The following is a 23527-nucleotide window of genomic DNA, read 5'->3' on the forward strand; positions in this document are numbered from 1 at the left end:
TTGTTTCTTTCTCAGCACCATTGCGAATTCGGTTCAGGGGACTTACGACTACCGATGGGAAGTCACTCGTCCTCGTCTCCGTAGTACGCTAGTGCTCGCTCGAGTTCCGCGTGGTTCTCCGCGAACGTCTCAAGGTCAATGCCGTTCATAGCCGCCTCCCATCCCTGCCGGAGGTGTTCAACTCCCGCCGCGGGACCATCCGGATGACCGAGAATCCCCCCGCCGGCCAAGTGCATTAGATCGGAATTCCCGAGTGCGTTATACGTCTTCGGTGCTTGTTTCGCCCACTGTCCCGACGAGAACACCGGAACCGCAACATCGTTCTCGTCGTCGATCGGCGTCTGAACCGCATTGGCCGACCGTATGACGGATTCATTCGACTCTGTGAACTTGTTGTCGATGCCGTTTACGTGGATGTGATCGGCCCCTGCTAACCGCAGGAATTTTTGGTAGGCATCGAACTCGAAGCCGAGCAGGGGAGATCGGGACCGCGCACCCCAGCCGTTCCGGTGGACGTGAATCGGGACCTCCGCGTGTCGTCTGAGTGCGATGAGTCCGGACAATCCGACGCTTTCGGCGCTGACCATAACGCAGTTTCCACCGGCCTCGACGACGGCATCGTGGTTTCGTTTCATTTCGTCGGTTTCTCCGGTGATATTGCATGCGTACATGACTTCACCTTCGGTTTCTTCGTGTTGGCGAATAACATCCATCACCGCGGCGGCGCGATCTTCGACGGGTGAATACGGTGGAGATGCGATCAGCTCGTCGTCTTTGATGAAATCGATTCCGGATTCGACGAGCGTCTCGACCAACTCACCGGTTTCCTGGGGCGAGAGCCCCACATTCGGTTTGATGATCGTGCCAATCAACGGTCGATCGTGAACACCGGCAAGCTCACGCGTTCCTTCAACACCGAACTGCGGACCGGGACAGCGTTCGATCACCGGTTTCGGCATTTCGACGTCGAGTAATCGGACGCCGGAGAGCTCCCGGAGTTCGAAGAGGTTTCCACCGACCGTTGTAAGGAGATTTGGAAGCGACCCACCAACATTCTGTGTGGGAAACGAAATTGTGATTTCCCCACGTTGATATGTCCCGGTTTCGCTGGCATCGGCTCCGGGAAGCTCTGGCTCCGACGTGCATTCAATCTCCGTTACATCTTCAACTATCGCACCGTGACGGTCATGAATGTCTGCTGTTGCGTGTTCGACCTCGACGAACGTTCCAGAGGATTGTTCACCCGCTATCGCATCGGCGGCTTCGACGAGCGAATACGGCGTTTCGATACGATACCGTGCCTCGAATCGGTTCTCGGTCATAACATTGATGAACGGTTTACAACTATAAAGGCTGTGTGAACGGGAATTAGACGAAGCGATGTTGTGGTTCCTCTCCTGCGAGCAGCAACTCCAGGTCGCTGGCGATAATCTTCGATCCGTTGAGGACCGCATCGCGAGTGGATCCGGCCGTGTGTGGAGAGAGCCACGCGTTCTCGATGTCCAACAGCGGATGGGATTCGGGGAGCGGTTCCTCGTCGAACACGTCAAGTGCAGCCCCACCGATCTCTCCCGATTCGAGGGCATCAACTATTGCATCGGTGTCGACCAGCCCGCCTCGAGCAGTATTCACCAGTAAGCCGGTTTCTTTCATTTGGCTGAATTCAGCTTCGCTGAGCAAGTTCTTCGTATCCTTGGAGAGCCGAGCGTGAAGCGTTACGATATCAGCCCCACCAAGCAATTTGTCGAGTGACGCGGACGAGACGCCGTGATCTGCAAAAACTTCGTCGTCGACGAACGGATCATATGCAACGATATCCGGGCCAAATCCAGCCCAGCGTTTTGCAACCTGCCGACCGATGTTTCCAAATCCAATGATGCCGATAGTAAGACTCTTGAGGTCTCGCGGGAGGTTCTCCGGATTGAACTCTAAGGCCCACTCACCGTGGTTCGTGGTTTCGACGAAGTAGGGAATTCGTCGGTGAACAGAACAGGCGAACGAGACGGCGTAATCTGAGACGGCGTTTGCGTTTCGACCTGGGGCATGAAGGACCGTCACGTCGTGTTTCTCTGCCGCTTCGAGGTCGATGTTTTCGACTCCACCGCGGGCAGCGCCGACGACTTCCAGATCATCTCCCGCCTCGAAGACTGCTTGAGAGACCGGCGCTTTGTGTACTACAAGGTACTCGACACCGTCAAGATTCGAGACGATCTCGCTTGCATCGTAGTCGTTTGGACCGCGTTCTTCCATATCCATCGTCACATCGCGGAACTTGGACGCGGACGAATCGCTGTGCCAGTCAGTCCGTTCGAACGTTACACCCTGTCCTTCGAGGAAGGACATCGACTCGTACATATATTCACTCGGCTGCTGTGGATCGCCGCACAGGAGACAGTGTTTATTTCCCATCAATTCGATCTGACTGGGACCTAACTTAATTGTTGCCATATCTGGCGTAGCGATCGAATTGAATCTTCGAAGATGGGTTTGTGTTGCTCGTACAGGGACACCAGTTCAGGATCCGGTTCGTGTCGACGAGCAAGGTCGACCATATGCTCAACCGCTGTGGTGTGGTCCGAGTGGGTACCAACCGCGATAGCAGCGCTGATCGCCGCGCCGCGCGCACCGGCTTCTTCTCCGGCCGGAATGAGGACGTTTTCGTCGAGACAGTTCGCGAAGATCCCGCTCCAGATCTCGCTTCGTGCGCCACCACCTCCCAATCGAATTTCGTCAATACCGGTCGGCCCTATCAGATTTACCAGATTCAAACTTTGTGCTAACGCAACTCCCTCGTAGATCGAACGGAGCATATGTGCTTTCGTATGGTCCGTCGTTAACCCGTAAAAGCCACCGCGGTCAGACGGATTGTCGGTTGATCCTTCGAGGTATGGATAAAAGAGGAGCCCTTCCGCACCTGGCGGGGTTTCGGTGACAATCTGGTTACTTAGTTCGTACAGGTTCACCCCCTCAGCCGACGCTCGTTCGCGCCATTCGTGGCCAGCTTCGTCGAGGAACCAGTCCAGACACGCCGTTGCCGATCGGTTCCCCTTATACGAGATCCAGTGGTCTTCAAGAAAGCGCCGATCGAGCCCTGAACTGCAGTCTTCGGAGGTCGTCGGTTCCTCACGGATGACGATACTCTGACCCCACGTTCCGAGAATAAGCACGCATTGTCGTGCTCTGTGCGCGCCGACCCCGAGTGCGGTCGCGCCGATATCATGTAATCCGGATGCGACGGGGATCCCCTCAGGAAGTCCAGTCTCACGGGTCGCTTGCGACGACACTTCCCCGCACGATTCCCAACTGGGAACGACGGCCGGAAGCGCTTCGATGCACTCCTCGAGACCGAGTGCCTCGAATACCCCCTGATCGTACGATTCCGATTGCGGGTCGTAGAAAACGCTGGCTTCCATTTCGTCCGTACAGATCGTTTCAGTCAGGCGGTACTTGAGGTAATCCTTACAGAACAACAGGTGGTGGATCCGCTCATATGACTGCGGTTCGTGTTTTTTGAGCCACGCCAGGAGCGACAGTGGATCCGCTGCGAAGGGCCGGTACCCGAGCCGCCGGTCGATCGTTTCGGCGGTTCCGTCGGTTTCCCACTGGTCCATGAGGTCCGTTGCCCGACTGTCGGTAGATTTGATACCGGGGCGGACGGGGTTTCGCTCGGTGTCAAGTGCGTACAGTCCGTGTCCGTGTCCAGCAACGCCGATTCCAGTGATGTTGTCAGAGTGAACAGGTCCGTCTTCGATCACTTCGCGAATTGTCGTCGTCGTCACATCCCATAGGGTTTCGAGTTCGACTTCGTGCTGATTCGGAGCGGGATGGGTAACTGGTGTTTTCCGGTCTGCCACCGCCAGCTCCTCTCCGTCTGGGGTGAACAGCACCGATTTCGTTTTTGTCAAGCCGGCGTCGATACCAAGGATACACTCGGTTTGTTTGTGCTCGGAACTCATTTGTAAACGCTGTTCTGTGCACTTCCGGAAGTAGTCGCGATTTCATTGTATACGTCTGCGATCCGCTCGCGCACCAGCTCTCCGACAACCTGCGGGTTGAAATCGGATTTGCGGGGGGACCACTTGCTGTCCGCGAAAAACGTTGCCCGGTCGTCCGCCGTGTCTTCCGGCGGGACGATCGAATCGGTGTGCTCTTGGTAGAATTCACACGCGGTGCGTGCGTGTTCGTACTGGAAGCGTGTGTTCGTATTAAGCTTGCAAACCCCCGTTTTCATGAGCTCTGAAACCTGATCGGGGGTGAGTCCGGAGGATCCGTGAACGACCAGTGGTATGTCGAGACCGTGATCTTGCAGCGCCTCGTTGATTTCGGCTGCGAGGTCGACTCGGAGATCGAGATTATGTCCCTTCGAGACGCCGTGTTCGGTTCCAATGGACACGGCGAGGAGATCGCAGCCAGATCGGTCGACAAACTCGACGGCTTCTTCTGGATCGGTGTACAGTGCCTCTTCGGTCGTTTCACCGCTTTCCGTACCTGCGATCACTCCGAGTTCTGCCTCGACGAGTATTGGCTCGTCTCGCTCGTCAATACAGTCGACGACCGTTGCCGTTCGTTGGATATTCTCTTCGAGGGGATACTCGGATGCGTCGATCATTATTGACGACGGATTACTCGCCGTAATCGACGCGTCAAGCATCGCCGCATCTTCCACGTCAATGTGATCGACGTTCAGAAAGACCCCAACGTCGATATCTTTGGCAAGTTCCTCTAAATACGTCTCGATAATTCTGAGTCCTGCCGTCGCGTCCCCATTTCCGACGTATTCGGCGGTGTCGCGTTTTACTTGCAAAACAATGTCCGAGTTCGCTTGCTCTGCACCCATCAGCTGCCCGACCAATATATCTAGATGAGTGATATTGCTGGCGATAAACCCGTAGTTCCCTTCCTTCGCTCTTCTATAGACGTCAGCAAGAGCTTCACCTCGTTTGTATGGCATAGATAATCCATATCCCATAAATTAAAAAAAAATTATGGTCTTGGTTGCGCCCTCCGAATCAAATTGAAATACACTCTTATAGAGTCCGAACGGATCGGTCCAAAATTCGCCATTAGACGCACTTGAGGAGAGATTTCAACTAATCCTAGAAAATATAGATAGATAGTCAGTGATTTTACTTAGGGGGGTGTTGAAGACGATGGTATGTCGTCAAAGACAATCGGATTTATCGGCCTCGGAATCATGGGTAGTCCAATGGCAAAGAACCTCCTGAGTGCTGGATACGACGTTATCGGACACAATAGATCACAAGGTCCGGTCAACGATCTCGTTGATTCCGGGGGTGCACCAGCTGACAGCGCCAAAGAAGCCACCGAAAACGCAGACGTGATTATCACATGCCTTCCGAATACTGACACCGTATCCGAAATAGTTCACAGCGAAGAAGGGATACTTTCGGGCGTCTCCGGCGGAGAGACCGTCATCGACATGTCCACGATTTCACCGGTTGAAACGGAAGAAATCGCCGATGCGTTAGCCGAACACGACGTCGACATGCTTGATGCCCCGATTAGTGGCGGCGAAGAAGGAGCGATCGACGGCTCACTCTCTATCATGGTCGGCGGAGACGAAGCGGTACTTGAGGAGTATAGACCAATTTTCGAAGCGATGGGTGAACGCATCACGTACTGCGGACCAAACGGGGCTGGTCAGGTCACGAAAGCTTGCAACCAGATCGTCGTTTCTAACACACTCGAGGCGATCGGCGAGGCGTTAGTGTTTGCCGAAAAAGCCGGCGCTGATCTCGAGGCGGTTATCGAAGCGATCAGCGGTGGCGCAGCCGGTTGCTGGGCACTGGACAACCGAGCGCCGTCGATGATCCGTGGTGATTTTGAGCCCGGCTTTTTCGCATCATACCAGCACAAGGACCTCAGAATCGCAACCGATGCTGGCGAAGTGTTCGGTGCACCCATGCCAGTTACCGAGACCACTCGAGAGTTGTATAAGGCGATGAAAGAGAATGGGATGGGGAAGGACGACAACTCCGGGATCATCCAAATAATCGAAATGCTCGGTGGGGAACAAGCCCGAATCGACAATTAATGCGCACGCAGTCGTCAAACGATTCGTGGCGGTATGTTGAGATCCGCCTGACAGAACCTCACTCCTTGTTGCTGAAGCAATTGTAACCACAGATAGTGTGCAGGCTTCACGCTTTTGCGATTCCGATAGTACTTGGTGAATTAGAACATTGAATTGCTTACAGCAAAGCAGTCTCGAATAGACACAGTATACCGACTGCACCACTAGGAAATGACTCAAATCACCAGATAATGTTTGCCCACGAGTGACTGCTAGTGCTTCAGTGTAGTGTGTGGAAGACTTCTACTTCGTACCCGTCGGGATCCTTGACAAACGCGACGCGGGCGTTCGCTGCGTCGACAGTCGTTGGTTCTTTGATGACCGGACAATCCGTTCTTTCACAGAGTTGGTTGAAAACGTCGTCTGTGTCGTCGACCAAGATACCGAGGTGAGCGAATCCCGACGGATCTATGGGTTCGGTTTTATCAGGATCATGAACGAACTGGATCCAGGTATCGAGCTCGTCCCCGGTCACGTAGTAGTTATGAACGCCCTCGTCGGTGTGGAAGTCCCACGCGTACTCAAGTCCGAGGCCGTTTTCATAAAACGATTTTGTCGCTTCTAAATCCGAGACCTGCATCGCGGAGTGTTGAATTTCCATACAGCCAAGGTATTCACCTCACAGCGTAAATAAGTGTACGATTGGTATGTCTGAAACCGCTTACTGTGTCTCGGTTCTTCAAGCAGACGGACAATTTGGAAGGTGACGGTTTCTCGCGTGGTATCAGTAGATCGATAGACCGCCGTCAACGGTGATGATCTCGCCAGTCATGTATTCGGTCGCATCGCTCGCCATATAGAGGACCGTCGGCGCGATCTCTTTAGGAGTTGCCGGCCGTTCTGCGGGGATTTCTTTCTCTAACTGACCCGAGTCGGCCATCTCTGCTGCGTTCTTGGTGGTATCGGCGAGTGCGGTTACCGTTCTTCCGGGTGAGATACCGTTAACCCGGATTTCGTCGTCGATCAAATCCAACGCGGCGCTTTTTGTTATCATTTTGACTGCCCCTTTCGTCGAATTATACAGGATTTGAGAGCCAAGGGCCAAATCCGTTCGAATGGATGCCGTGTTGATAATGCACCCGCTGACGTTTCGTTCAATCATATCCATCGCGGCGATTTGTGTGCCGAATAGGACGCCGAAGAAATTGACCCCCACAGCCGCCTCATAATCCTCCTCGCTGATCTCTAAAATCGACTTTCGGAAGTTCACACCGGCATTGTTGACCATTATGTCGACGCCGCCATACTCTCGAGCCTCGTCGATGAGGGCGGTGAGGTCCGCAGAGTTCGTAACGTCCGTTTCTGCGTACGTAGCCGTTCCACCCCGTTGTTCGATGAGTTCGTGCGTGGCTGTTTCAACGTGGTCTGGCGACGCCTCGAGATCGCCGTTCACAACTGTTGCACCTGCTTCGGCAAATTGAAGCGCAATCTCGCGTCCGATTCCCGAACTTCCCCCCGTGACAACAACAGTCTCTCCCTCAAAATTGAAATTTACTTCTTGCATCTTCAGGTAGGTTCCTTATCAGCATATATAAAGTTAACCTTTGGAACATACAGTTCAATAATGCTCATACTTCAGTTTTATAATGTTTATACTGTGGTCTAACTCATCAATGAGTTCGTCGATAGAACGCTTATCTAGCCGTTTTGTCGGTCCGGCGATGGCAATCGAGGCTCTGTCCGCTTCTCCACAGACGAATGCCTTTCCAACCGAACGAAGACCGGATCGTCGTTCTTCGTCCCCGATAGCGTATCCAGTCTTGTTGATTCGGTCCAGTTCGTCACACAGCTTTTCCCACTTCGTAATCGTGTTCTCGGTCGCGGCTGGCAATCCGTGTGTATCGATTATCTCTTTGACTCGTTCGCGTGGAAGTGATGCAAGAAGCGCTTTGCCGAGCGCTGTCCAGTGCATGTGTGTGTATTCACCGGTTGGTGCCCGGTCGTAAACGGCGTCTTCCCCTTCAGACCGGTAGAGTACCACTCGCTTACCCATGTCCTCGACTGCTAAACTGACGAGTTCCCCCGTTTCGTCTGCCAGTCTGTTTACCTCGTCTTTTGCGCATCTGTAGATCTTCATACGTTGTCTCGCGAACCCACCGTGTTTGAGAAACCGGATACCCGTATGATATTTCCCATTTGATTTTGTAATGTACCCCTTTTGAGCTAACGTCCTGAGATAGACATAGGTGGTACTTTCAGCCATATTGTATTCCGCAGCAATTTCCGAGACTGTTGCTCCCCGTTGCTCTTCAATTAGGTCAATTATATTGAAAGCAAGATCGACAGATTTTATCGTTTGTGTATTGGTTTCAGAGTTAGCCAGGTTCGCCATGATTGATGTTTGGGCTTGTGCGCTAAAAAATTGCTTCGTTCCGGTGGGTCAATCGTGACAGTTCTAACGGTATCCAGCGCGTCAAAACGAAATTTTCAATCGCATTAACAATGTCTGATATGAAAGATTCCGCTTGAAATCGCCTTACCGGAATCGTTCGTAGCGGATCCGTTAGGTCAGTTGGATCACAAGGTACTTTTCGCTCTGCTACCGTTCTTGACTAGCCAAACGGTAGCAACATGCGCCCCTTTGGTGAGAATTGCGACTGTATATTCGACGATGCAAAACGGTGGGCTAGTTATATACTAATCCAAGCCCATGTCTAGTCCGGTAATGAGAGTATCACAGTTCATGGACGAAGATGATGAAACTATTTCTGCCATTTTATCATTGTTGCTCTGGAGTTCGTTTTTTCTGGCATTATATATTGCAGTTATCGGAAATATCGGTATCAATCTGTACTTGTTCGTCGCACTCATAATAGCGGCCGCGATTGCGATCGTGGTGATCTCAGAAATCAGAGGGCGCTAACTTATATTGACGTGCTGAATTAGACCTCGTTTTCCGGTTCACTCGTTCCACAATTGTTGGAATTGATCATTCATTCACGCAGATTAATCACGCATATCTGCCATGCTGGAGAAATATTTACGCCCATACTGGTGTAATATAGATGTATGTTATCATCAAGCAATGAATAGATCCGATTGATCTTCCCAACGAGTCGAACCTCCGTATGGACAAGTACGGCCATTATTTTTAAGGATAGACCTTCACAAAATACGCCCTGAGATATCGAAAGGGTTCAATCGCGGTTAGTTGTCTTTCCACTCGCTCGCACCGTCACGAAGTTTGACAAAAAATTGCTTCCCACCGAGTTGTCCGCCTTTCAGGGCTAACTCAAGTCCATCGAATCTCTCTGAATTGGAATATGCTCGGCAGACCGGTGCTCCGGACGCGAGCGGGAAGCGAGTTTTGAGTGCCGAAATATCGAGCATTGAAGTCACATATCCGCATGTGTCACCGCCGGCAATACCAACTCTCGTAATATCGGTTTCGGATAACAACCTCCGGACGATCACTCCTTGCGTTTTACCAATACGGCGGTCGATGTTTCCGTCGAATTCTACGTCATCCGCGCGTTGGATCGTTTCATCTATTATCGAGTCGTTCGGCCCGCGTGCGGTGTACACGACGACGCTCTCTCCGTTTTCGAGTAACGCTTCCGCTGTCTCGTTAATACGGTTTTTCTCGGCATCGCGAGTGTCCGGATCTACTAGCCGCGGGGTATCGATCGGGACAAGCGAAAAGCCCGCCTCCTTTGCAGCAGCAATTTGGCGATCTGTCATCGGCGAGGCACTCCCGGACATCACGAGTACCTGATCGACAGCTGGCAGCGGCGGATATTCCGGTTCGAGATTAACGACACCGGCCGATTTCCAATACGACGAGAGTGCGTACTCGACACCCGAGGAACCTACAATGAACGACGTCTCCGACAACTCTTTCCCAAATACTTCCCAGCACACTTCGCCGAACGTGGTCATATGGGCTTTGTTCAACGCATCGAAAAACAGAACCTCGCTCCGTTCTCGAGCATCCGGAAGTTCCTCCTCGAGAGTCGTGGCCCCCTCTTCGACCGATAGCACGTCGAGCAACTCCATGGATTTCTCAGTTTGTTTCGAGAGGTGTTCAAGGAGGTTACTCTCGTCCATCGGCGTTACAGGGTGCTCGCTCATCGTCGGGTGACAATCGAGCCGATAGATATCCGACGCCTCTTCTGCAAACATGTTCCCGAAGACAACGTACCTACCGAGTGGTGGTGCTGCCGGAAAAACGGGAACGGTCCCGGTCTCGAGCGTCTGTTCTGCTACATCTATCGCCGTTCCGATGCTTCCGATCTCGGGCGAAGAATCGAACGTCGAACAGATTTTGTAGTGGAGAAGCGGCGCATCTATCTCCGCAAGCTGTTCGAAGACGGAAGGAAGCGACTCGGTCATTTCGTCGGGATTCATCGACCGGCTTGTTCCGGCAACCCCGACCGCTTGGGCATCGTCGAACTCTTCGGATACTTTTTCCGGATCTGGCGGCTCAAAGAACAGCACCGTTTCGATTCCTCGACGGCTTAGTGCGTCCATTGCATCCGTCGAGCCCGTTATATCATCTCCATAGAACGATAAAAGGTAATCACTCATCACCACTCACCAGTCTCGTTTTGTGTTCCGTTGATCGAGATCGTGCGACTACAAATAGCGGTCTTTTGAGTATTAGTACTCATTGAATGAACCTTTTCTATTTCTTCGTATTAAGATTTCGCTCCCAGCACAACATATATATGTTTGATAAGGGTAGTTGACAGGGAAGATATGGTAAATGACAATCTGAGGGAGCGGCGGCGAGCCGTTGGCGATCTCGGACGACAAATGCTTGAGCAAGGATTGACGCGTGGGAGCGGCGGGAACGTTAGTGTACGGGCCGATGATCGTGTCGCGATCAGTCCATCGGGAGTTCCCTACGAAGACGTCTCCGCGGATAATGTCCCGCTTGTTGATCTTTCCGGCGAGAGAGTGTTCGGGGAGCTGAAGCCGTCGAACGAGACGCCGATGCACACGATCATATACAACGAACGAAATGGTGTCGGTGGAATCGTTCATACACACTCTCCGTACGCGAGCACGTTTGCAAGCCTCAACGAACCGATTCCCGCGTCACACTATCTCATCGCGTATATTGGACAGGAAATCCCCGTTGCAGGGTATGCCCCGCCTGGATCCGAAGAGCTCGGGCAGTTGGCGATCGACGCCATGGGGAACGACCACGATGCGGTATTACTGAAGAACCACGGCGTTATCGCGGTCGGTGAAACTGGTGAAGATGCACTTGAGGTCGCACTCATGGTGGAGTACTGTGCCCGGATTCATTACCAGGCGGTGAATATCGGCGAGCCCGAAATAATGGACAAAGATAACGTCGCTGACTTGCGAAAAATGTTCAGCGACCATTATGGGCAGCAGTAGAACCGCCGACAGCGCCCCTTCGGAAATGGCGTAGCGCACGATATGATTCGAGAACTCCCCTCTTGCGATTCCCCTTACTTAGACGATGCATTGAGCGTGAGCGAACTGTCAGCAAGAATCGCACCAAGTAAGCGCAGTTGCTTTCGAATGCTATCATCTCTGACTTGACTCTTCCCTGCTCTGGGAGCATCATTTAGTAGTTTGCTACTCGATGAAATAGAAGTGAAGATCCGTCGGATTATAGAAGTTCGATGGTCCACATGAACGTTTCTGGGTAGAAGGTTATAATGAACAAGACCGCAAAGAGCGGGATATAGTAAGGAAGTATTTGTTTTATCGTCTCTTCGACCGGAACCTCAGCGATCTGGCTAGATAAGAACAGTGACAGCCCGAATGGCGGGGTCATCAGCCCAATCATGAGGTTGAACACGATGATCATGCCGAAGTGGATTGGATCAATTCCGATTTGCGTCGCAACGGGTAACAGCAGCGGCGTAATCATAACGAGCGCTGCAATTGTCTCGAGGAAGAGACCCGTAACCAAAATGATCAGATTCATGATTAAGAGCACTATTATCGGGTTGGTCGTGGTGCCGAGAATCGTTTCCGTAACGAAAGGCGCCATACGAGTAACCGACATGACCCACGCGAACAACGCCGCAGCGGCGACGATGAACAGAATGATTGATGTGGTTCGGACAGATTCTCTACTTGCACTCATGATATAGCTTGTCGACACGTTCCGGTAAACGAATACGTTGATAGCGATGACATACAGAACGGTTATTGCGGCCACTTCACTCGGGCCAAAAAGTCCTGCAAGCATTCCGGCAATTAGGATGACCGGCGTCATGACGGCAGGAAGCGTGTAGGAAAACCCACTCCAACCGACCTTCTCGTCCGGATCGACTGTGGGAAAGTCCCGTCGCACCGAGATGAAGTACGTTGTGATCATAAGTAAGACGACGGTCATGAGTGCCGGGATGATCCCCGCCATAAACAACGCAAGAATTGACTCTTCAGCCAGTAGTCCATAAATGATCAGCGGAATACTCGGCGGGAATATTGGACCAGCGGTCGCCGAAGCAGCCGTTATCGCGGCCGCGTAGGCACTATCGTAATTATACTCCTCCATTGCGTAGATCATCGCTCGACCGACTCCACCGATATCAGCCAGTGCAGCCCCGGACATTCCAGAGAAGATGAGACTCGCAATGATGTTGACCTGAGCAAGACCACCACGAATTCCTCCGACTAATTTATTCGAGAATTTAAATATTTTTGTTGTGAAATCAGCGTGATTTAGGAGAGAGCCGACATAGATAAACAACGGAATCGTCAGGACCGTGTATGAATTGAGTGCATATACTACCCGTTGTGCGACGATGGTAATCGGTTCACCCGCCCACAACACATAGCCAATTGATGGTGCCAGCAGCGCAATCGCCACCGGGAAGCGTAAAAGCAACAGCAATAAGAACGCGGCAACGACCATCACTCCGAAGATTTCGCTCATGACCCATCACCAAGTGTGTGCATGGTCGCCACAACATAATGCGCATACTTATACATTTCTATAGAGGAAATCTCGAACATATGTAAAAGGTACTTGTTTACCCCCAGACTAATTTCGGTATTCTCTCGTAAGTGGAGAACAGTTGGCACGGTAGGTCGATGCAGCAGGCAAGCAAATGCATTTCTGAGGGATGGTCTCCAGGCAGGAGACCATCCCGTATCGCCTGCGCATGACTTCTTCAGAGCCTTCCAAAGAAGAGATACTCACTCGCCTTGCTGCGCTTGAGGACGAAGTCGAGCAGCTTCGTGAAGAGAACAAACGGCTTAGGCCAAGCTTCGATGGTACGAAGGACCGCATACACCACCTAGCAAAGACCAATCGACCGATGAGGAGTCGTCGTCCTCGTTGAGCGAGGACGACGACGAAGAGCCTCGGACTGACGGTGGGACGCCTGGTCGGAACCCTGAACATGATCCTGAATGGCGCTCTGCACCTGAGCCAGACCGGGAAGTCCAAGTCACCTGTGACTGCTGTCCAGAATGTGGCGAGACGTTCGACGAGTCGGAGGGCGTCAGCCCTCGACTCGTCGAAGAGATTCCTGATCCGCAACCTCCAGAGACAACCCAGTACAACCGCCACCACTACGAGTGCGACTCCTGTGGGAACCAGACCGTTGCTTCTCACCCCGAGTGCCCTGACGAGGGGAAGTTCGAGGTGAGATCGAAGATAGGATTGACCACTGGCTCACCTTTGTCGGTGAGCCAGCGGTCTCCCCGACGAACAACGCCGCCGAGAACGCTCTTCGTGAGCCGGTCGTTCTCCGGCAAATCATCGGGACACTCCGCAATGACCGCGGGATGTTCGTTCACGAGACGTTGCTGTCCCTGCTGGCGCCACGTCGCCAGCAGGGACGGAATCCCTATGAGGAACTCAAGCGAGTCGTCCGAGATAACGGGATGGTTTCCCGGAAGCACGCTGTGCCAGCTGTCGAGTCCTCGGGGTAAACACATACAATATTTTATTGATTCTCCTCTACTTCCGATACTGTCTCGCATCGCCGCCACCGTTATATTTATCCCTTCCCTCTACTATTGGCGAAAGTGCATGGTGAATGTGACAGATTGCCGTAGGCGTACAGCGCTCAAGGCACTTGGTGCAGGAGCTCTGGCAGGGTTAGCTGGGTGCACGGGGACAGATGGCGACGATATCTCGTGGCGATATACCCACGAACACACTGCCGAACACAATGTTGGACAAGCAGCGGAGGATTTCGCAGACAGAGTGGAGGAGGAAACTGATGGTCGACTGTCCATCGAGGTGTACCCTTCCAGTGAACTAGGCGGTATCGAAGAGCAGGTTGAAGGTGTCAGTAGCGGCTCGATCGATATGGGCCACTACGATTATTCGGCAATGGCTTCGATGTACCGTCCATTGTATGTGTTTAACACACCGTTCATTTACGAAGATACGGATCATCTCTTGGAAGCATTAGATCCTCGGGAGTCACCGGTTATCCAGGACATGCAAGACGAGATGATCGAGGAAACCAACATGCGGCTTATCGGCCGATACTACTACGGTCGACGTATGTTGACCTGTGATGAACGTATCGAGCATCCTGACGACCTCGATGGAAAGGCGATCCGAGTCGTCCCGAACGACATGTGGATTGCGATGGGCCGTGGAATGGGTGCTCAGCCCGAATCTGTCGAGTTCTCCGAACTCCCGAGCGCATTAGCTACCGGTGTTGTATCAGGCCAGGAGAACCCACTTGACACCATCATTGATAACGCACTTCACGAGAACCAGTCCCATGTGATGCTGACCGCTCACATGCGGGCACCGATTTCAATCACGGTAAATGAAGATAGTTGGCAACAGCTATCCGATGAAGATCAGGAGACTGTATATAACCTGATGGACGAGCTGGGACAAGAAACGGTCGACCGAGGACTGGAACGCGAAGAAGAGCTCCTCGTTGAGTTGCAGGAAGATGAGGGGACCGAAGTCGTAGGTTCCGGCGAACTCGGTACCGAAGAAGAGTTCGACCGAAACGACTTCAGGGAACCTGTCCAAGAAGAGGTCGAAGAAGAGTTCGATGATCTGGTTTCAATGATGGACCAGATCAGGGATATGGCGTAGACCATCAAGAGTTAATTATATCACACCCCATTCCATTTATATACACAAAAATACATGGACCGGATAAAAAATCTCGCGATGACCGCATTCGAGAGAGAGTACGAAATGGAGCTCTCGGCCCTGCTCATGATCGTGATAATTGTGTTCATGTCCTATCAGGTGATGGGGCGAACGTTTGGATTCGAATCGACGTGGGTACCTGAGGCAGCATCATTGATGGTCATATTTATGGTATTTTTGACCCTTGGGCGGATGCGCATCGACAGAGAGCACATTCGTGTCGATTTCTTCTACAATCGGTATCCAGAGCGCGTTCAAACGCTGCTGGACCTTGCCGCGCGGTTAACCGTGATTGGTGTCTCACTCGTAATGGTCTATGCAACAGTGATTACGATGTTCGAGTTCTCTCATGTTAGAACGCCTGGTGCAGGAATCCCCACACCAGTTCTGTTCTTTGCTGGATTTATTGGTTTCCTCCTCTATGGAGCAGCGTACGTGTACGACTTCAAATCGTTTCTGCATAATGCTCTAAACGATCGGTCATCTTATGGTACCGACGACTGATCTCACTGCTACTGAGAAAACGATATTCGACGCTTGTGAAGAAATGCCGCTGCCGGAGTTTGACGTCATCGAGCAGGTGTAGAAGACGACCCCAACCCCCTGAAGACCGAACCGCGGAGCGCACCAGGCAGGCAATTATCATGCCTGCCCGTGAGAACGTACCTGACGACGGCAAAGTCACCGTCGGCAGCCGGGGGACTGCTAAACCTACCGACACTCATCCGGAGCGTCTTTGAGCGACTTGACGAGCCGACTACGAGCCGTTCAATTTTCCTGCTATGAGGAGCCACGGTAGGACAACCGCCGAGAGATAGTAGGAGATGATTGAATCACGCAGTGACCGAGACCAGGATTGGTCGTGAAATCTGCTCGAGTATGTAAGTCGTCAAAGCGAGCGAAACTCCCGATGAAGGTGTCGAGGTCGTCGTTGACGAAAATGCTGCAGCGGCGGATCCGATACTTCCGATCAATCGGATCAAACTGTACACCATTTTTGACGGTGTGATAGAGAGTGGGCTCTCGAAGATACTGGTGATCGGTATAGGGAAGCTGTGCAGCACAAAAACCGGTCTCGAGTGGGCAATCGATTGGAGTTCTCAGAACCTGATTCTCGAAATCACTGGACAATTATTGATGATCTGACATTTGTCAGTGGCGTCGCCGTCGTTGAGGACCAGTACGACAAGACGGCTCTCATCAAGGGAATCCGCCCGGAGTGCCTTCTCGACCGAGAAGCGGAATTGCTGGAGGCGATATACAAGCTCATGCCGACAATTCCATTCGACGAAGTCGACGTTCTCGTTTTGGACTGCCAAGACATGAGTAGACATGGCTCAATACAAACGTCATCGATTGATAACTGTTTACGACCAACGAACCCCGAGCTCCCGGACATCAAGCTCTCATCCGCGGACTCACCGAAACGACCCAGAACGCAATGAGTATGGAATCCTCGGACTTTGTTTACTCAGACACCTCCGACGAACTAAACAATGATGGTACGTTGATAAACGCGATTACTGCAAACACGATTCGAGGAATTTTACTGCCACCCATCGTCGAAACGGATCATGCGGAACTGATCGCATCGCTCTTGAGAATCGGTGTCGTCGATTCGGTTGAGGTTCGAGTGCCTTGAGCAGCAGACACGATGCACCTCGGCACGCTGGACGTATCTCAGGCGCTTATAAGGAGGGGTGTCAATACGACGGTCTCCGGGTAGTCAGGGAGCCAAATCAGATCGAAATCGATGGTGGGCAGTTTGAGAATCCATCGCCATACATCGCGTTTTGACCCCCCGGCTCTGAACTGGTGTAGCATAGCTGATTTTCCTGTCTTCAGCAGCTTCGAAGCGAGGCTATAAACGCAAACATTAATATATTTGTCGTGTGGGAGTATGACACACAACGATGAATACGCCGTCAGTGACACTGCCGAGCGGTGACGATATGCCAGTTGTCGGTATGGGAACCTGGGATATAGCCGGTGATACGGTCAAAGACTCTGTGCGTATCGCGCTTGATGCCGGATACACTCACATCGATACCGCCGAGGGGTATATGAATGAAAGTGAAATTGGCGACGCGATTGCCGACTACGACCGCGAGGAGCTGTTTCTCACCTCGAAAGTGTTACCGAAGAATCTCGACTATGAGTCGGTTCTTCGAGCGTGTGACCGGTCGTTGGAGCGGTTGGAAACTGATTATCTAGACCTCTACTTAATCCACTGGCCCAATCCCGCCATCTCGCTGCAAGAGACTCTCAACGCGATGGAGACACTTCATGACGACGGGAAGGTTCGGAACATCGGCGTCTCGAACTTCAGTCCGTACCAGCTCAGCATCGCGCACCACATCTCAGAAACGCCTATCGCAGTCAACCAGATCGAATACCATCCGTGGCTCCAGCGGCCGGACTGGATCGACTACTGTCGCGAGAGCGAGACGTTTGTGGAGGCCGCCGCTCCGTTGGCTCGAACTGAAATCCTCAGCGACGAGGTCGTTCAAGAAATAGCTAAGAAATATGATGAGAAACCTGCGCAGGTTGTTTTGAAGTGGGCCGTTGAGAACGACATCATCGTTATTCCGAAGTCGACGTCACCTGAACATATCCGTGAAAACAGTGAATTATTCGGCTGGGAACTCGATGCATCCGACCACAAGCGTATCGACCAGCGTGACCGTAACTATCCAGTCTACGATGATCGTACCAGAAACTGGAACGACGACGTATATGGCATCTCGCAATAGCACTGTACCGTGAACACTCAGTGTTGGGGCCTGGTAAGATTCTCCCTACTGTAAACAGTTGTTAGCTATTCGAATTTCGAACTGTTCATAGGCTGTTGAGGCAGATGTCCTAACCCTTGAGGTCTTTGTATTTCTCCGGAGGTATCATCGACGATGTTGGCCTTATTTGTGACCTGACTGAATCGAGATGTGACTTCATCAGCGATCGACGTGATTTTCTCGACGGGCGCATACAGGTCGTTCATCTCATTGTAGGCCTGCTGATACCGTTCGTTTTGCTCCGACGCCGCGGCGCGATTTCTTCGATCGAGTGGCTTACATCGTCGCTTGCGCGTTCGATCGCTCCGACACGCTCAATTGCATCCGCACTGGTTCTCTCGATATCTTCCGCTAACTTCTGAATGTTGACGATCGTCTGCTTGAGGTCCGTGAGCATCTCGTTGAATGCGCCGGCGATATCCTCGAAGGGCTTCGTTGTTGACGTCCCCGTCGTAGCGTTGTGTGAAATCGCCGTCGGCAGGTCGAGGCCTAACCTCACCGCACTCATTAGCTTTCTGTCCGAGACGGGTAACAACCTCCTCAGATTCCCGATAGACTTCGGCTGCATTTTTCTGTGTAGCTTCACCCTCGGCCTTCGAGCCCTGGATATTTTCGATCGCTCTTGTGGCGTAGATTGTTGGTGAGGCACAGTGCAGTTTCGAGGATAGTTTTGAGCGCTTCTTTCCCTGTTTTTCGATAGACACGACGGCGTCGCTAGAAAGCACGGAGATACGGTGTAAGTTTGTCTTTGGGGATACCTCGATGGGGCGAGAAGCTCAGTCGCACCGGCGACCCCTGGCTCTCGCAGGTAGAACGTCTCCATCTGCGTATTCGCCCTCGCCGTGAACGACGTATTAGCGGTCGAATGCGTCGTCCTTGTCCAGCGGTTCGTACGCTGAAAGGCGTTAGTATAGAAGGTGAGCAACTCCTGCTGACGGTCAGCCAGCAGGAGTCGAATCGTCGATTCGTCTATGGCTTTCGCTGGGATCACGTAGCGATTTCCGGTGACACGGTCAACCAGAATGAACACCGGTGGCTTATCCTCGTGATACGTTCCGCGTATAGAGAGTTCGAGACGACTGAGATAAGCGGTTATCGGTCGCGACCAACCGCGACCGACCACCTCTATCGTGTTCGATAAAAAATCGTCCGCTGATCGATTACGGTAGCCGATACGCGCCCGAGAATTCTCTTACGAGACGCTGATCAGCTCTTCCTGTAGTTGTCTGAGGTTGTATAAGAACGAGCTTTGGTCGATATCCACGGATTCGTACGTGATCGTCTCGTCCTTTGCGATCTCTTCGGTCACTTCTGCGCCGTCCAACAGCTCAAAGGGAACGTAATCTTCTTCCGCAGCCGTCGACGCCTCGATGACTTGTCCGAATGCCGTGTATCCGCCACCGCCATCGATCTCTTCGCCCGGCTCAAGGTCGCGTTTTGCCACACCGACGACTTCGGCTACGTGTTTATCTGAGGTGCCAGTAGCCTCGTTTCGAAGCGCGGCGTTCGCAATACTGACCGGGGTTTCGAGTCCTGGCAGGTGGAACGGTCGGTGGAAAACCTGGTATTTCCCATTGTTCGAGGTATACAACCCATCACCATCGTACTGCTCGAGATACTCCTGCACTCGACCGACCGGTGCCTCTGTTACGACGAAAATGCCGTTACTGATATCGTTGTCGACCGAACTCCCGTCCGGGTAGAGCGTGCTAACGGTATCAACGACACCGGTGCTATTCAATATCCCACCATCAGATTTCGGACGTAGTTTGTCTCCTATTTCCGGAATCTCGGCCGTCGGATAGTGCATGCCGGGAACGTCGGGGCGAAGACCGGTCGCATTTGCGACGGCACACATTTCGATGGCGGGTTTGCTACCGTCGATAAACGAGTTCCACATCTGTGGATTGAGATCGTGCTCTTCGACGAACTCGTGTTCGAAATCCATTCGGTCGAAGACGTCGTCCGGCGTTTCGTACTGGTTTTCCTCGAGGTACGCGTTGCCCTTTCCTGCTGCGACTACGTTGAGTCCGATCGTCTGCGCCCAGTGGACCAGTTCGACGATAAGTGCTGGTTGATCGCCGTACGCCATCGTATAGGTGACGCCATTATTCTCGGCCATCTTTGATAAAATAGGTCCGACGACGGTGTCTGCCTCGACTGTCACCATAACGACGTGCTTTTTGTCCTGAATGGCATGGTACGCGTGTCGAGCACCGATATTCGGAATTCCTGTCGCTTCGACCACAACATCGATATCTGCGTCGATGAGGTCTAATCCATCCGAAAAAATTACCCTGTTTCCGTTCCTAATCTCCTTAGACGCAGCCACCGGGTCATTCAACGTAACGATATTTTCATCGTCGACGCCGCCAGAGTCGTACGCGTCTTTCGCCTTCTCCGTATCAATATCTGCGATTGCAGCGGTTTTCATCCCATTTACCTGCTCGATCTGATCGATGAGGTTCTCTCCGAAGAGACCGGCGCCGATTACGCCGACCGCTATTGGATCCGATTGATTAGCCAATTTTGTGGGGATACTGATCATAATCCAAGTAAGCGAATGTCCAAGAGATGGTTTAAATATTGGGGTTCCTGCAATTCGGAACGTCGAACGTATCCGGTAGTCCATCGTTGATATTTCGTGATAGCACTTCGCCGAGAACGCCTCGAGAATATCTGCTTACCATACCTAAACAGCTGATTCAGGTAACCGAGGTGGATTCGTTGATCCCACTCCGTTCGTCCTGTTGACCGCATATTTTCGTAGAGAACCCTCTTGTGAATCACACACCGCTCGAGTACCCACACCCACTCGACGTCCCGGTCGCAATGCGACCGATATGAATCACTCAAGCCTAGCATCGGTGTTTGAGCGATTCTGGTGGGCGTTCGAGATAGATGCGTCACTAGCCACTTCGTCGGTCGAGCCAACAGTGTCGATGCAACCGTCTATTCTAGTATGCTTGTAATCACAATCGCTACCAGAACTGCTAAGGAGAGTACAGTGAGTGCGCCGAACGCGACCAGCCATCCAAAGATATCCGAGAGAAACCCGACAACAACCGATCCCAAGGACCCAAGTATAAGATACACTGTTCTTACGAGTCCGAAGCCGGTATTTCGTTCTTCAGCGGACAGATTATCCATAAACCGAGGTTCAATTGCTGATTCGACACCTAATCCGATGCTGACTAACAAGACGGCAACGCCAATCGCGACGAGATATGAGTAGACGAGAAAAACGCCGAATCCGACAGATGTGATCAGCATACAACCGATTATGACGCTATCCCGGTTGTATTTGTCCGAGAGCGATCCGACGAAGGGTTTTGTAACCGCCTGAACGACAAAATACCCGGCAAATACGAGTCCGGACAATGTCGCGGAGTGACCGTGATAATCGATCAGAAACGCCGGAAGAAACGAGGCGATCGCCTGCCAAATAAAAGCAAAGCTCGCAGCAATCCCAACCGTAAACGCGATCGACGGTCGGGAGAGAAGCAACACGAGCGGCCCTAACTCAAGTTTCTCGGTCATCGGCTTATCTGGTTCCTTTGCGTCAGTCGGGCGGATACGCCACGCGAATAGCACGAACACGGGTGCTGCAACTACGGCGCCGATCGCAACGCCAGCTCGCCACCCGAATTGCGTTCCTACCCACGCAGCTGCGGGTGGTGCAATCAATCCCGCGGCGGGTCCTCCTGCCGTGTGAATGCCGATTGCCGTTCCAATGCTGTCTTTGTAGACTCGCGTGAGAAACGTCGTTGCGACGCTATAATGGAGCCCGGCAACACCACCCAATAGAATCACGAAAACCACGAATACCGGAAATACGGGAGATACAGCCAGCAAAATAGTCATTACGGTCGTCCCCCCGATAGCGATGAGGATGACTATTCGCTCTCCGAATCGATTTCCGAGAATACCGCTCGGAAACTGTGCGAGAGCATACGCTAACCACATTCCTGAGAGAGCAAGTCCAATCGCAGTATTCGAAATACTGAAGTTAGCCGTTATTGCAGGCACAAGCGGACTGATACCGAGCCTGGCCACCATGGTTGCGAAAAAAGCGCCAGTACAGAGCGCGAGGATCGTATACTGATATCTCCAGCGTAGCTGATCCATTTCGATACGTATGGTTAGGGATTCTTTCTCAAGACTTCAATGTTCCGATGACTAGATAAAAATCAGTCCCGTGGTGGGGTTGGAATTCGCAACCTTGCTGATCCACATACACACAACCTCGATTACTCGAAAGGTGGTTTATTTTTGGTTATTTATCGCACGTAGGAGTTCGTCACGTTCTTGAATTATCTTTTCGGAGGAGCGATTATAAGAGAAGAACCCTTCTCCGTCGGCGATTCCGTCACGGCCTTCTTGTAGTAGTTCCTCGTAGACTCCATGAGGCTCCTCAGCATTGCAGAGTTCCGGATAGAGGTTTTCCGAAATGGATTGAAACAGCTCGAGACCGGAAATATCGACCGTCTCCAACGGACCAACAGCAGCTGTCCGGAGTGCATACCCGTCTCTGACAGCGGCGTTGATATCTTCGGCCGAGGCGACATCCTCTTCAACGAGATGTAAACACTCCCGGAGAACTGCGAACTGGATGCGGTTCCAAACGAACCCAGGGACATCTCTGTTGAGGACGATTGGTCTCTTGCCGATGTCCTCGATGAATTCCTTCGTTCGCGTGATGGTTGTTTGGGCGGTTTCTTGTCCCGGAACGATTTCGACGAGAGGCATCAGATACGGTGGATTCCACCAGTGACAACCGACGATCCGCTCTGCAACGTGTGGGACTTCAGCTGCAATCTTCGTGATCTTGATTCCAGACGTGTTCGAAGCAAGAATTGCTTCGTCGGGTGCGTCCTCTTCGAGGGCTTCGAACAAGTCTCGCTTTGCGCTGAGTTCTTCGGAAATCGTTTCTAAAACGAGATCAGCATTGCTAACGGCATCAGATTGGTCGAGTGACGTATCGATCTGCTCGTCGACCAATGTCTGGATCTCATCCTCATCGGCATTCGGTCGAAGGAACAGTATATTGTCATGTATCTGGGACATCGCGCGGTCGATGTTAGACGAGCGATGATCAACTAGAACGACCTCAACGTCGTTCGTTAGAAACTGTGTTGCGAGCCCAGAGCCCATAATACCTGCACCGATGATCGTTATCTTTTGAACGGACGTCATGAATTGGATATCACAGTTCCCTCCTAGTAATAGTTTTCCATGATCAATCTTCAGATCTGCCATATGTCGAAATGGTGCTTGAAATGCGGCGTATCAGTTAGAATAACTGCAAGACTTTTTAGGATAAACGAATGATCGGTCTCGTGTGGACGAAACCGGAATTTCTCCAACCCGTGGATCCAAAGAAGAGATGTCACTGCGTTCTATATGAATGAAAGCGAGATCAGATCGACTCGAGGTCATCATAAAGGTACGTGGGGTGATGCGCTGCTACGGTCACTCGTCTCGCCGTCTCCTCAAAGAGCTTGATTTGGTCTGGTGGGTAAGTTTGGAAGACGATAGTAAATACACTGTGCACGTGAACGTCCCCTCACGCAA

Annotated in this window: 18 protein-coding genes and 2 pseudogenes; 6 read left to right on the forward strand and 14 right to left on the reverse strand. The window is 52.1% G+C overall.

Translation table 11 applies throughout. From position 1 onward, the window contains the following. Positions 1–62 precede the first annotated feature (62 nt). From NED97_RS22185 to fba, 4 genes are read right to left on the reverse strand one after another with little or no spacing between them, the layout of a single operon-like run. A complete protein-coding gene (locus tag NED97_RS22185) occupies positions 63–1322 on the reverse strand; it encodes a ribulose-bisphosphate carboxylase large subunit family protein (RefSeq protein WP_252491200.1) in 1260 nt (419 codons plus the stop codon). A gap of 46 nt (positions 1323–1368) precedes the next feature. Then, a complete protein-coding gene (locus NED97_RS22190) occupies positions 1369–2409 on the reverse strand; it encodes an NAD(P)-dependent oxidoreductase (RefSeq protein WP_252491201.1) in 1041 nt (346 codons plus the stop codon). Positions 2410–2429: 20 nt separating this feature from the next. Then, positions 2430–3956 carry an FGGY-family carbohydrate kinase gene (locus tag NED97_RS22195; RefSeq protein WP_252491202.1) on the reverse strand — a complete coding sequence of 509 codons (1527 nt, stop codon included), beginning with the start codon at positions 3954–3956 and terminating at the stop codon, positions 2430–2432. Continuing rightward, positions 3953–4951 (reverse strand): class II fructose-bisphosphate aldolase, encoded by a 999-nt coding sequence (fba, locus tag NED97_RS22200; protein WP_252491203.1) that lies wholly within the window; start codon positions 4949–4951, stop codon positions 3953–3955. The genes NED97_RS22195 and fba overlap by 4 nt, the downstream gene beginning before the upstream one ends. 204 nt (positions 4952–5155) lie before the next feature. Here fba and NED97_RS22205 point away from each other — a divergent pair, with 204 nt between their 5' ends. Next, entirely contained in the window at positions 5156–6055 is a 900-nt protein-coding gene (locus NED97_RS22205) for an NAD(P)-dependent oxidoreductase (protein WP_382207911.1), read from the forward strand. Between the two features lie 259 nt (positions 6056–6314). Here the strand turns inward: NED97_RS22205 and NED97_RS22210 are convergent, their stop codons facing one another. The 4 genes from NED97_RS22210 to NED97_RS22225 all read right to left on the reverse strand — a co-directional run bounded on the left by NED97_RS22210 (position 6315) and on the right by NED97_RS22225 (position 10621). Then, positions 6315–6695, reverse strand: a complete 381-nt coding sequence (locus tag NED97_RS22210; RefSeq protein WP_252491205.1) for a VOC family protein — start codon at positions 6693–6695, stop codon at positions 6315–6317. Between the two features lie 123 nt (positions 6696–6818). Beyond that, positions 6819–7598: an SDR family NAD(P)-dependent oxidoreductase gene (locus NED97_RS22215; protein ID WP_252491206.1), complete on the reverse strand. Its 780-nt coding sequence runs from the start codon at positions 7596–7598 to the stop codon at positions 6819–6821. A 54-nt stretch (positions 7599–7652) separates the two neighbouring features. Then, positions 7653–8426, reverse strand: coding sequence for an IclR family transcriptional regulator (locus NED97_RS22220; RefSeq protein ID WP_252491207.1), 774 nt, complete (start codon positions 8424–8426; stop codon positions 7653–7655). A gap of 815 nt (positions 8427–9241) precedes the next feature. Beyond that, a complete protein-coding gene (locus NED97_RS22225) occupies positions 9242–10621 on the reverse strand; it encodes a four-carbon acid sugar kinase family protein (protein WP_252491208.1) in 1380 nt (459 codons plus the stop codon). 171 nt (positions 10622–10792) lie between these two features. On the opposite strand from NED97_RS22225, the gene NED97_RS22230 reads away from it, so the two are divergent. Further along, a complete protein-coding gene (locus NED97_RS22230) occupies positions 10793–11443 on the forward strand; it encodes a class II aldolase/adducin family protein (protein WP_252491209.1) in 651 nt (216 codons plus the stop codon). 238 nt (positions 11444–11681) lie between these two features. Here NED97_RS22230 and NED97_RS22235 read toward each other — a convergent pair whose 3' ends face one another. Then, a complete protein-coding gene (locus NED97_RS22235; protein ID WP_252491210.1) occupies positions 11682–12959 on the reverse strand; it encodes a TRAP transporter large permease in 1278 nt (425 codons plus the stop codon). Between the two features lie 190 nt (positions 12960–13149). Between NED97_RS22235 and NED97_RS22240 the strand changes: the two are divergent. The 4 genes and pseudogenes from NED97_RS22240 (at position 13150) to NED97_RS22260 (ending at position 17914) form a co-directional block, all read left to right on the forward strand. Further along, positions 13150–13963 (forward strand): annotated as a pseudogene (locus tag NED97_RS22240) (hypothetical protein). A 100-nt stretch (positions 13964–14063) separates the two neighbouring features. Beyond that, positions 14064–15101, forward strand: a complete 1038-nt coding sequence (locus tag NED97_RS22245) for a TRAP transporter substrate-binding protein (RefSeq protein ID WP_382207916.1) — start codon at positions 14064–14066, stop codon at positions 15099–15101. A gap of 78 nt (positions 15102–15179) precedes the next feature. Next, the gene (locus NED97_RS22250; protein WP_252491212.1) at positions 15180–15665 is read left to right on the forward strand and encodes a TRAP transporter small permease; all 486 of its coding nucleotides are present in this window, start codon (positions 15180–15182) and stop codon (positions 15663–15665) included. A gap of 1409 nt (positions 15666–17074) precedes the next feature. Continuing rightward, positions 17075–17914: an aldo/keto reductase gene (locus tag NED97_RS22260; RefSeq protein ID WP_252490955.1), complete on the forward strand. Its 840-nt coding sequence runs from the start codon at positions 17075–17077 to the stop codon at positions 17912–17914. Between the two features lie 241 nt (positions 17915–18155). Here the strand turns inward: NED97_RS22260 and NED97_RS22265 are convergent, their stop codons facing one another. The 5 genes and pseudogenes from NED97_RS22265 to NED97_RS22285 form a co-directional block, all read right to left on the reverse strand. Then, on the reverse strand, positions 18156–18539 hold the full coding sequence (locus NED97_RS22265; RefSeq protein ID WP_252490956.1) for a hypothetical protein: 384 nt from the start codon (positions 18537–18539) through the stop codon (positions 18156–18158). A 62-nt stretch (positions 18540–18601) separates the two neighbouring features. Beyond that, positions 18602–19013, reverse strand: a pseudogene (locus NED97_RS22270) (IS1595 family transposase); the annotation flags it as partial. A gap of 132 nt (positions 19014–19145) precedes the next feature. Continuing rightward, a complete protein-coding gene (locus NED97_RS22275) occupies positions 19146–20501 on the reverse strand; it encodes an NAD(P)H-dependent oxidoreductase (RefSeq protein ID WP_252490957.1) in 1356 nt (451 codons plus the stop codon). A 404-nt stretch (positions 20502–20905) separates the two neighbouring features. Continuing rightward, complete coding sequence (locus NED97_RS22280; protein WP_252490958.1) at positions 20906–22081, reverse strand: MFS transporter; 1176 nt, start codon at positions 22079–22081, stop codon at positions 20906–20908. A gap of 138 nt (positions 22082–22219) precedes the next feature. After that, positions 22220–23212: a 3-hydroxyacyl-CoA dehydrogenase family protein gene (locus tag NED97_RS22285; RefSeq protein ID WP_252490959.1), complete on the reverse strand. Its 993-nt coding sequence runs from the start codon at positions 23210–23212 to the stop codon at positions 22220–22222. Between the last annotated feature and the right edge of the window lie 315 nt (positions 23213–23527).

Origin of the sequence: Natronococcus sp. CG52, from assembly GCF_023913515.1 — an archaeon.
In the GTDB taxonomy this organism is placed as follows: Archaea; Halobacteriota; Halobacteria; order Halobacteriales; family Natrialbaceae; genus Natronococcus; species Natronococcus zhouii.

Bases quoted from the DNA above. Each gene is read 5' to 3' on its own strand.
- fba (WP_252491203.1), bottom strand. From the start codon at position 4,951: ATGCCATACAAACGAGGTGAAGCTCTTGCTGACGTCTATAGAAGAGCG.
- NED97_RS22235 (WP_252491210.1), bottom strand. From the start codon at position 12,959: ATGAGCGAAATCTTCGGAGTGATGGTCGTTGCCGCGTTCTTATTGCTG.
- NED97_RS22210 (WP_252491205.1), bottom strand. From the start codon at position 6,695: ATGGAAATTCAACACTCCGCGATGCAGGTCTCGGATTTAGAAGCGACA.
- NED97_RS22260 (WP_252490955.1), top strand. From the start codon at position 17,075: ATGAATACGCCGTCAGTGACACTGCCGAGCGGTGACGATATGCCAGTT.
- NED97_RS22285 (WP_252490959.1), bottom strand. From the start codon at position 23,212: ATGGCAGATCTGAAGATTGATCATGGAAAACTATTACTAGGAGGGAAC.
- NED97_RS22215 (WP_252491206.1), bottom strand. From the start codon at position 7,598: ATGCAAGAAGTAAATTTCAATTTTGAGGGAGAGACTGTTGTTGTCACG.
- NED97_RS22250 (WP_252491212.1), top strand. From the start codon at position 15,180: ATGACCGCATTCGAGAGAGAGTACGAAATGGAGCTCTCGGCCCTGCTC.
- NED97_RS22195 (WP_252491202.1), bottom strand. From the start codon at position 3,956: ATGAGTTCCGAGCACAAACAAACCGAGTGTATCCTTGGTATCGACGCC.
- NED97_RS22190 (WP_252491201.1), bottom strand. From the start codon at position 2,409: ATGGGAAATAAACACTGTCTCCTGTGCGGCGATCCACAGCAGCCGAGT.
- NED97_RS22220 (WP_252491207.1), bottom strand. From the start codon at position 8,426: ATGGCGAACCTGGCTAACTCTGAAACCAATACACAAACGATAAAATCT.
- NED97_RS22185 (WP_252491200.1), bottom strand. From the start codon at position 1,322: ATGACCGAGAACCGATTCGAGGCACGGTATCGTATCGAAACGCCGTAT.
- NED97_RS22205 (WP_382207911.1), top strand. From the start codon at position 5,156: ATGTCGTCAAAGACAATCGGATTTATCGGCCTCGGAATCATGGGTAGT.
- NED97_RS22280 (WP_252490958.1), bottom strand. From the start codon at position 22,081: ATGGATCAGCTACGCTGGAGATATCAGTATACGATCCTCGCGCTCTGT.
- NED97_RS22225 (WP_252491208.1), bottom strand. From the start codon at position 10,621: ATGAGTGATTACCTTTTATCGTTCTATGGAGATGATATAACGGGCTCG.
- NED97_RS22230 (WP_252491209.1), top strand. From the start codon at position 10,793: ATGGTAAATGACAATCTGAGGGAGCGGCGGCGAGCCGTTGGCGATCTC.
- NED97_RS22275 (WP_252490957.1), bottom strand. From the start codon at position 20,501: ATGATCAGTATCCCCACAAAATTGGCTAATCAATCGGATCCAATAGCG.
- NED97_RS22245 (WP_382207916.1), top strand. From the start codon at position 14,064: ATGGTGAATGTGACAGATTGCCGTAGGCGTACAGCGCTCAAGGCACTT.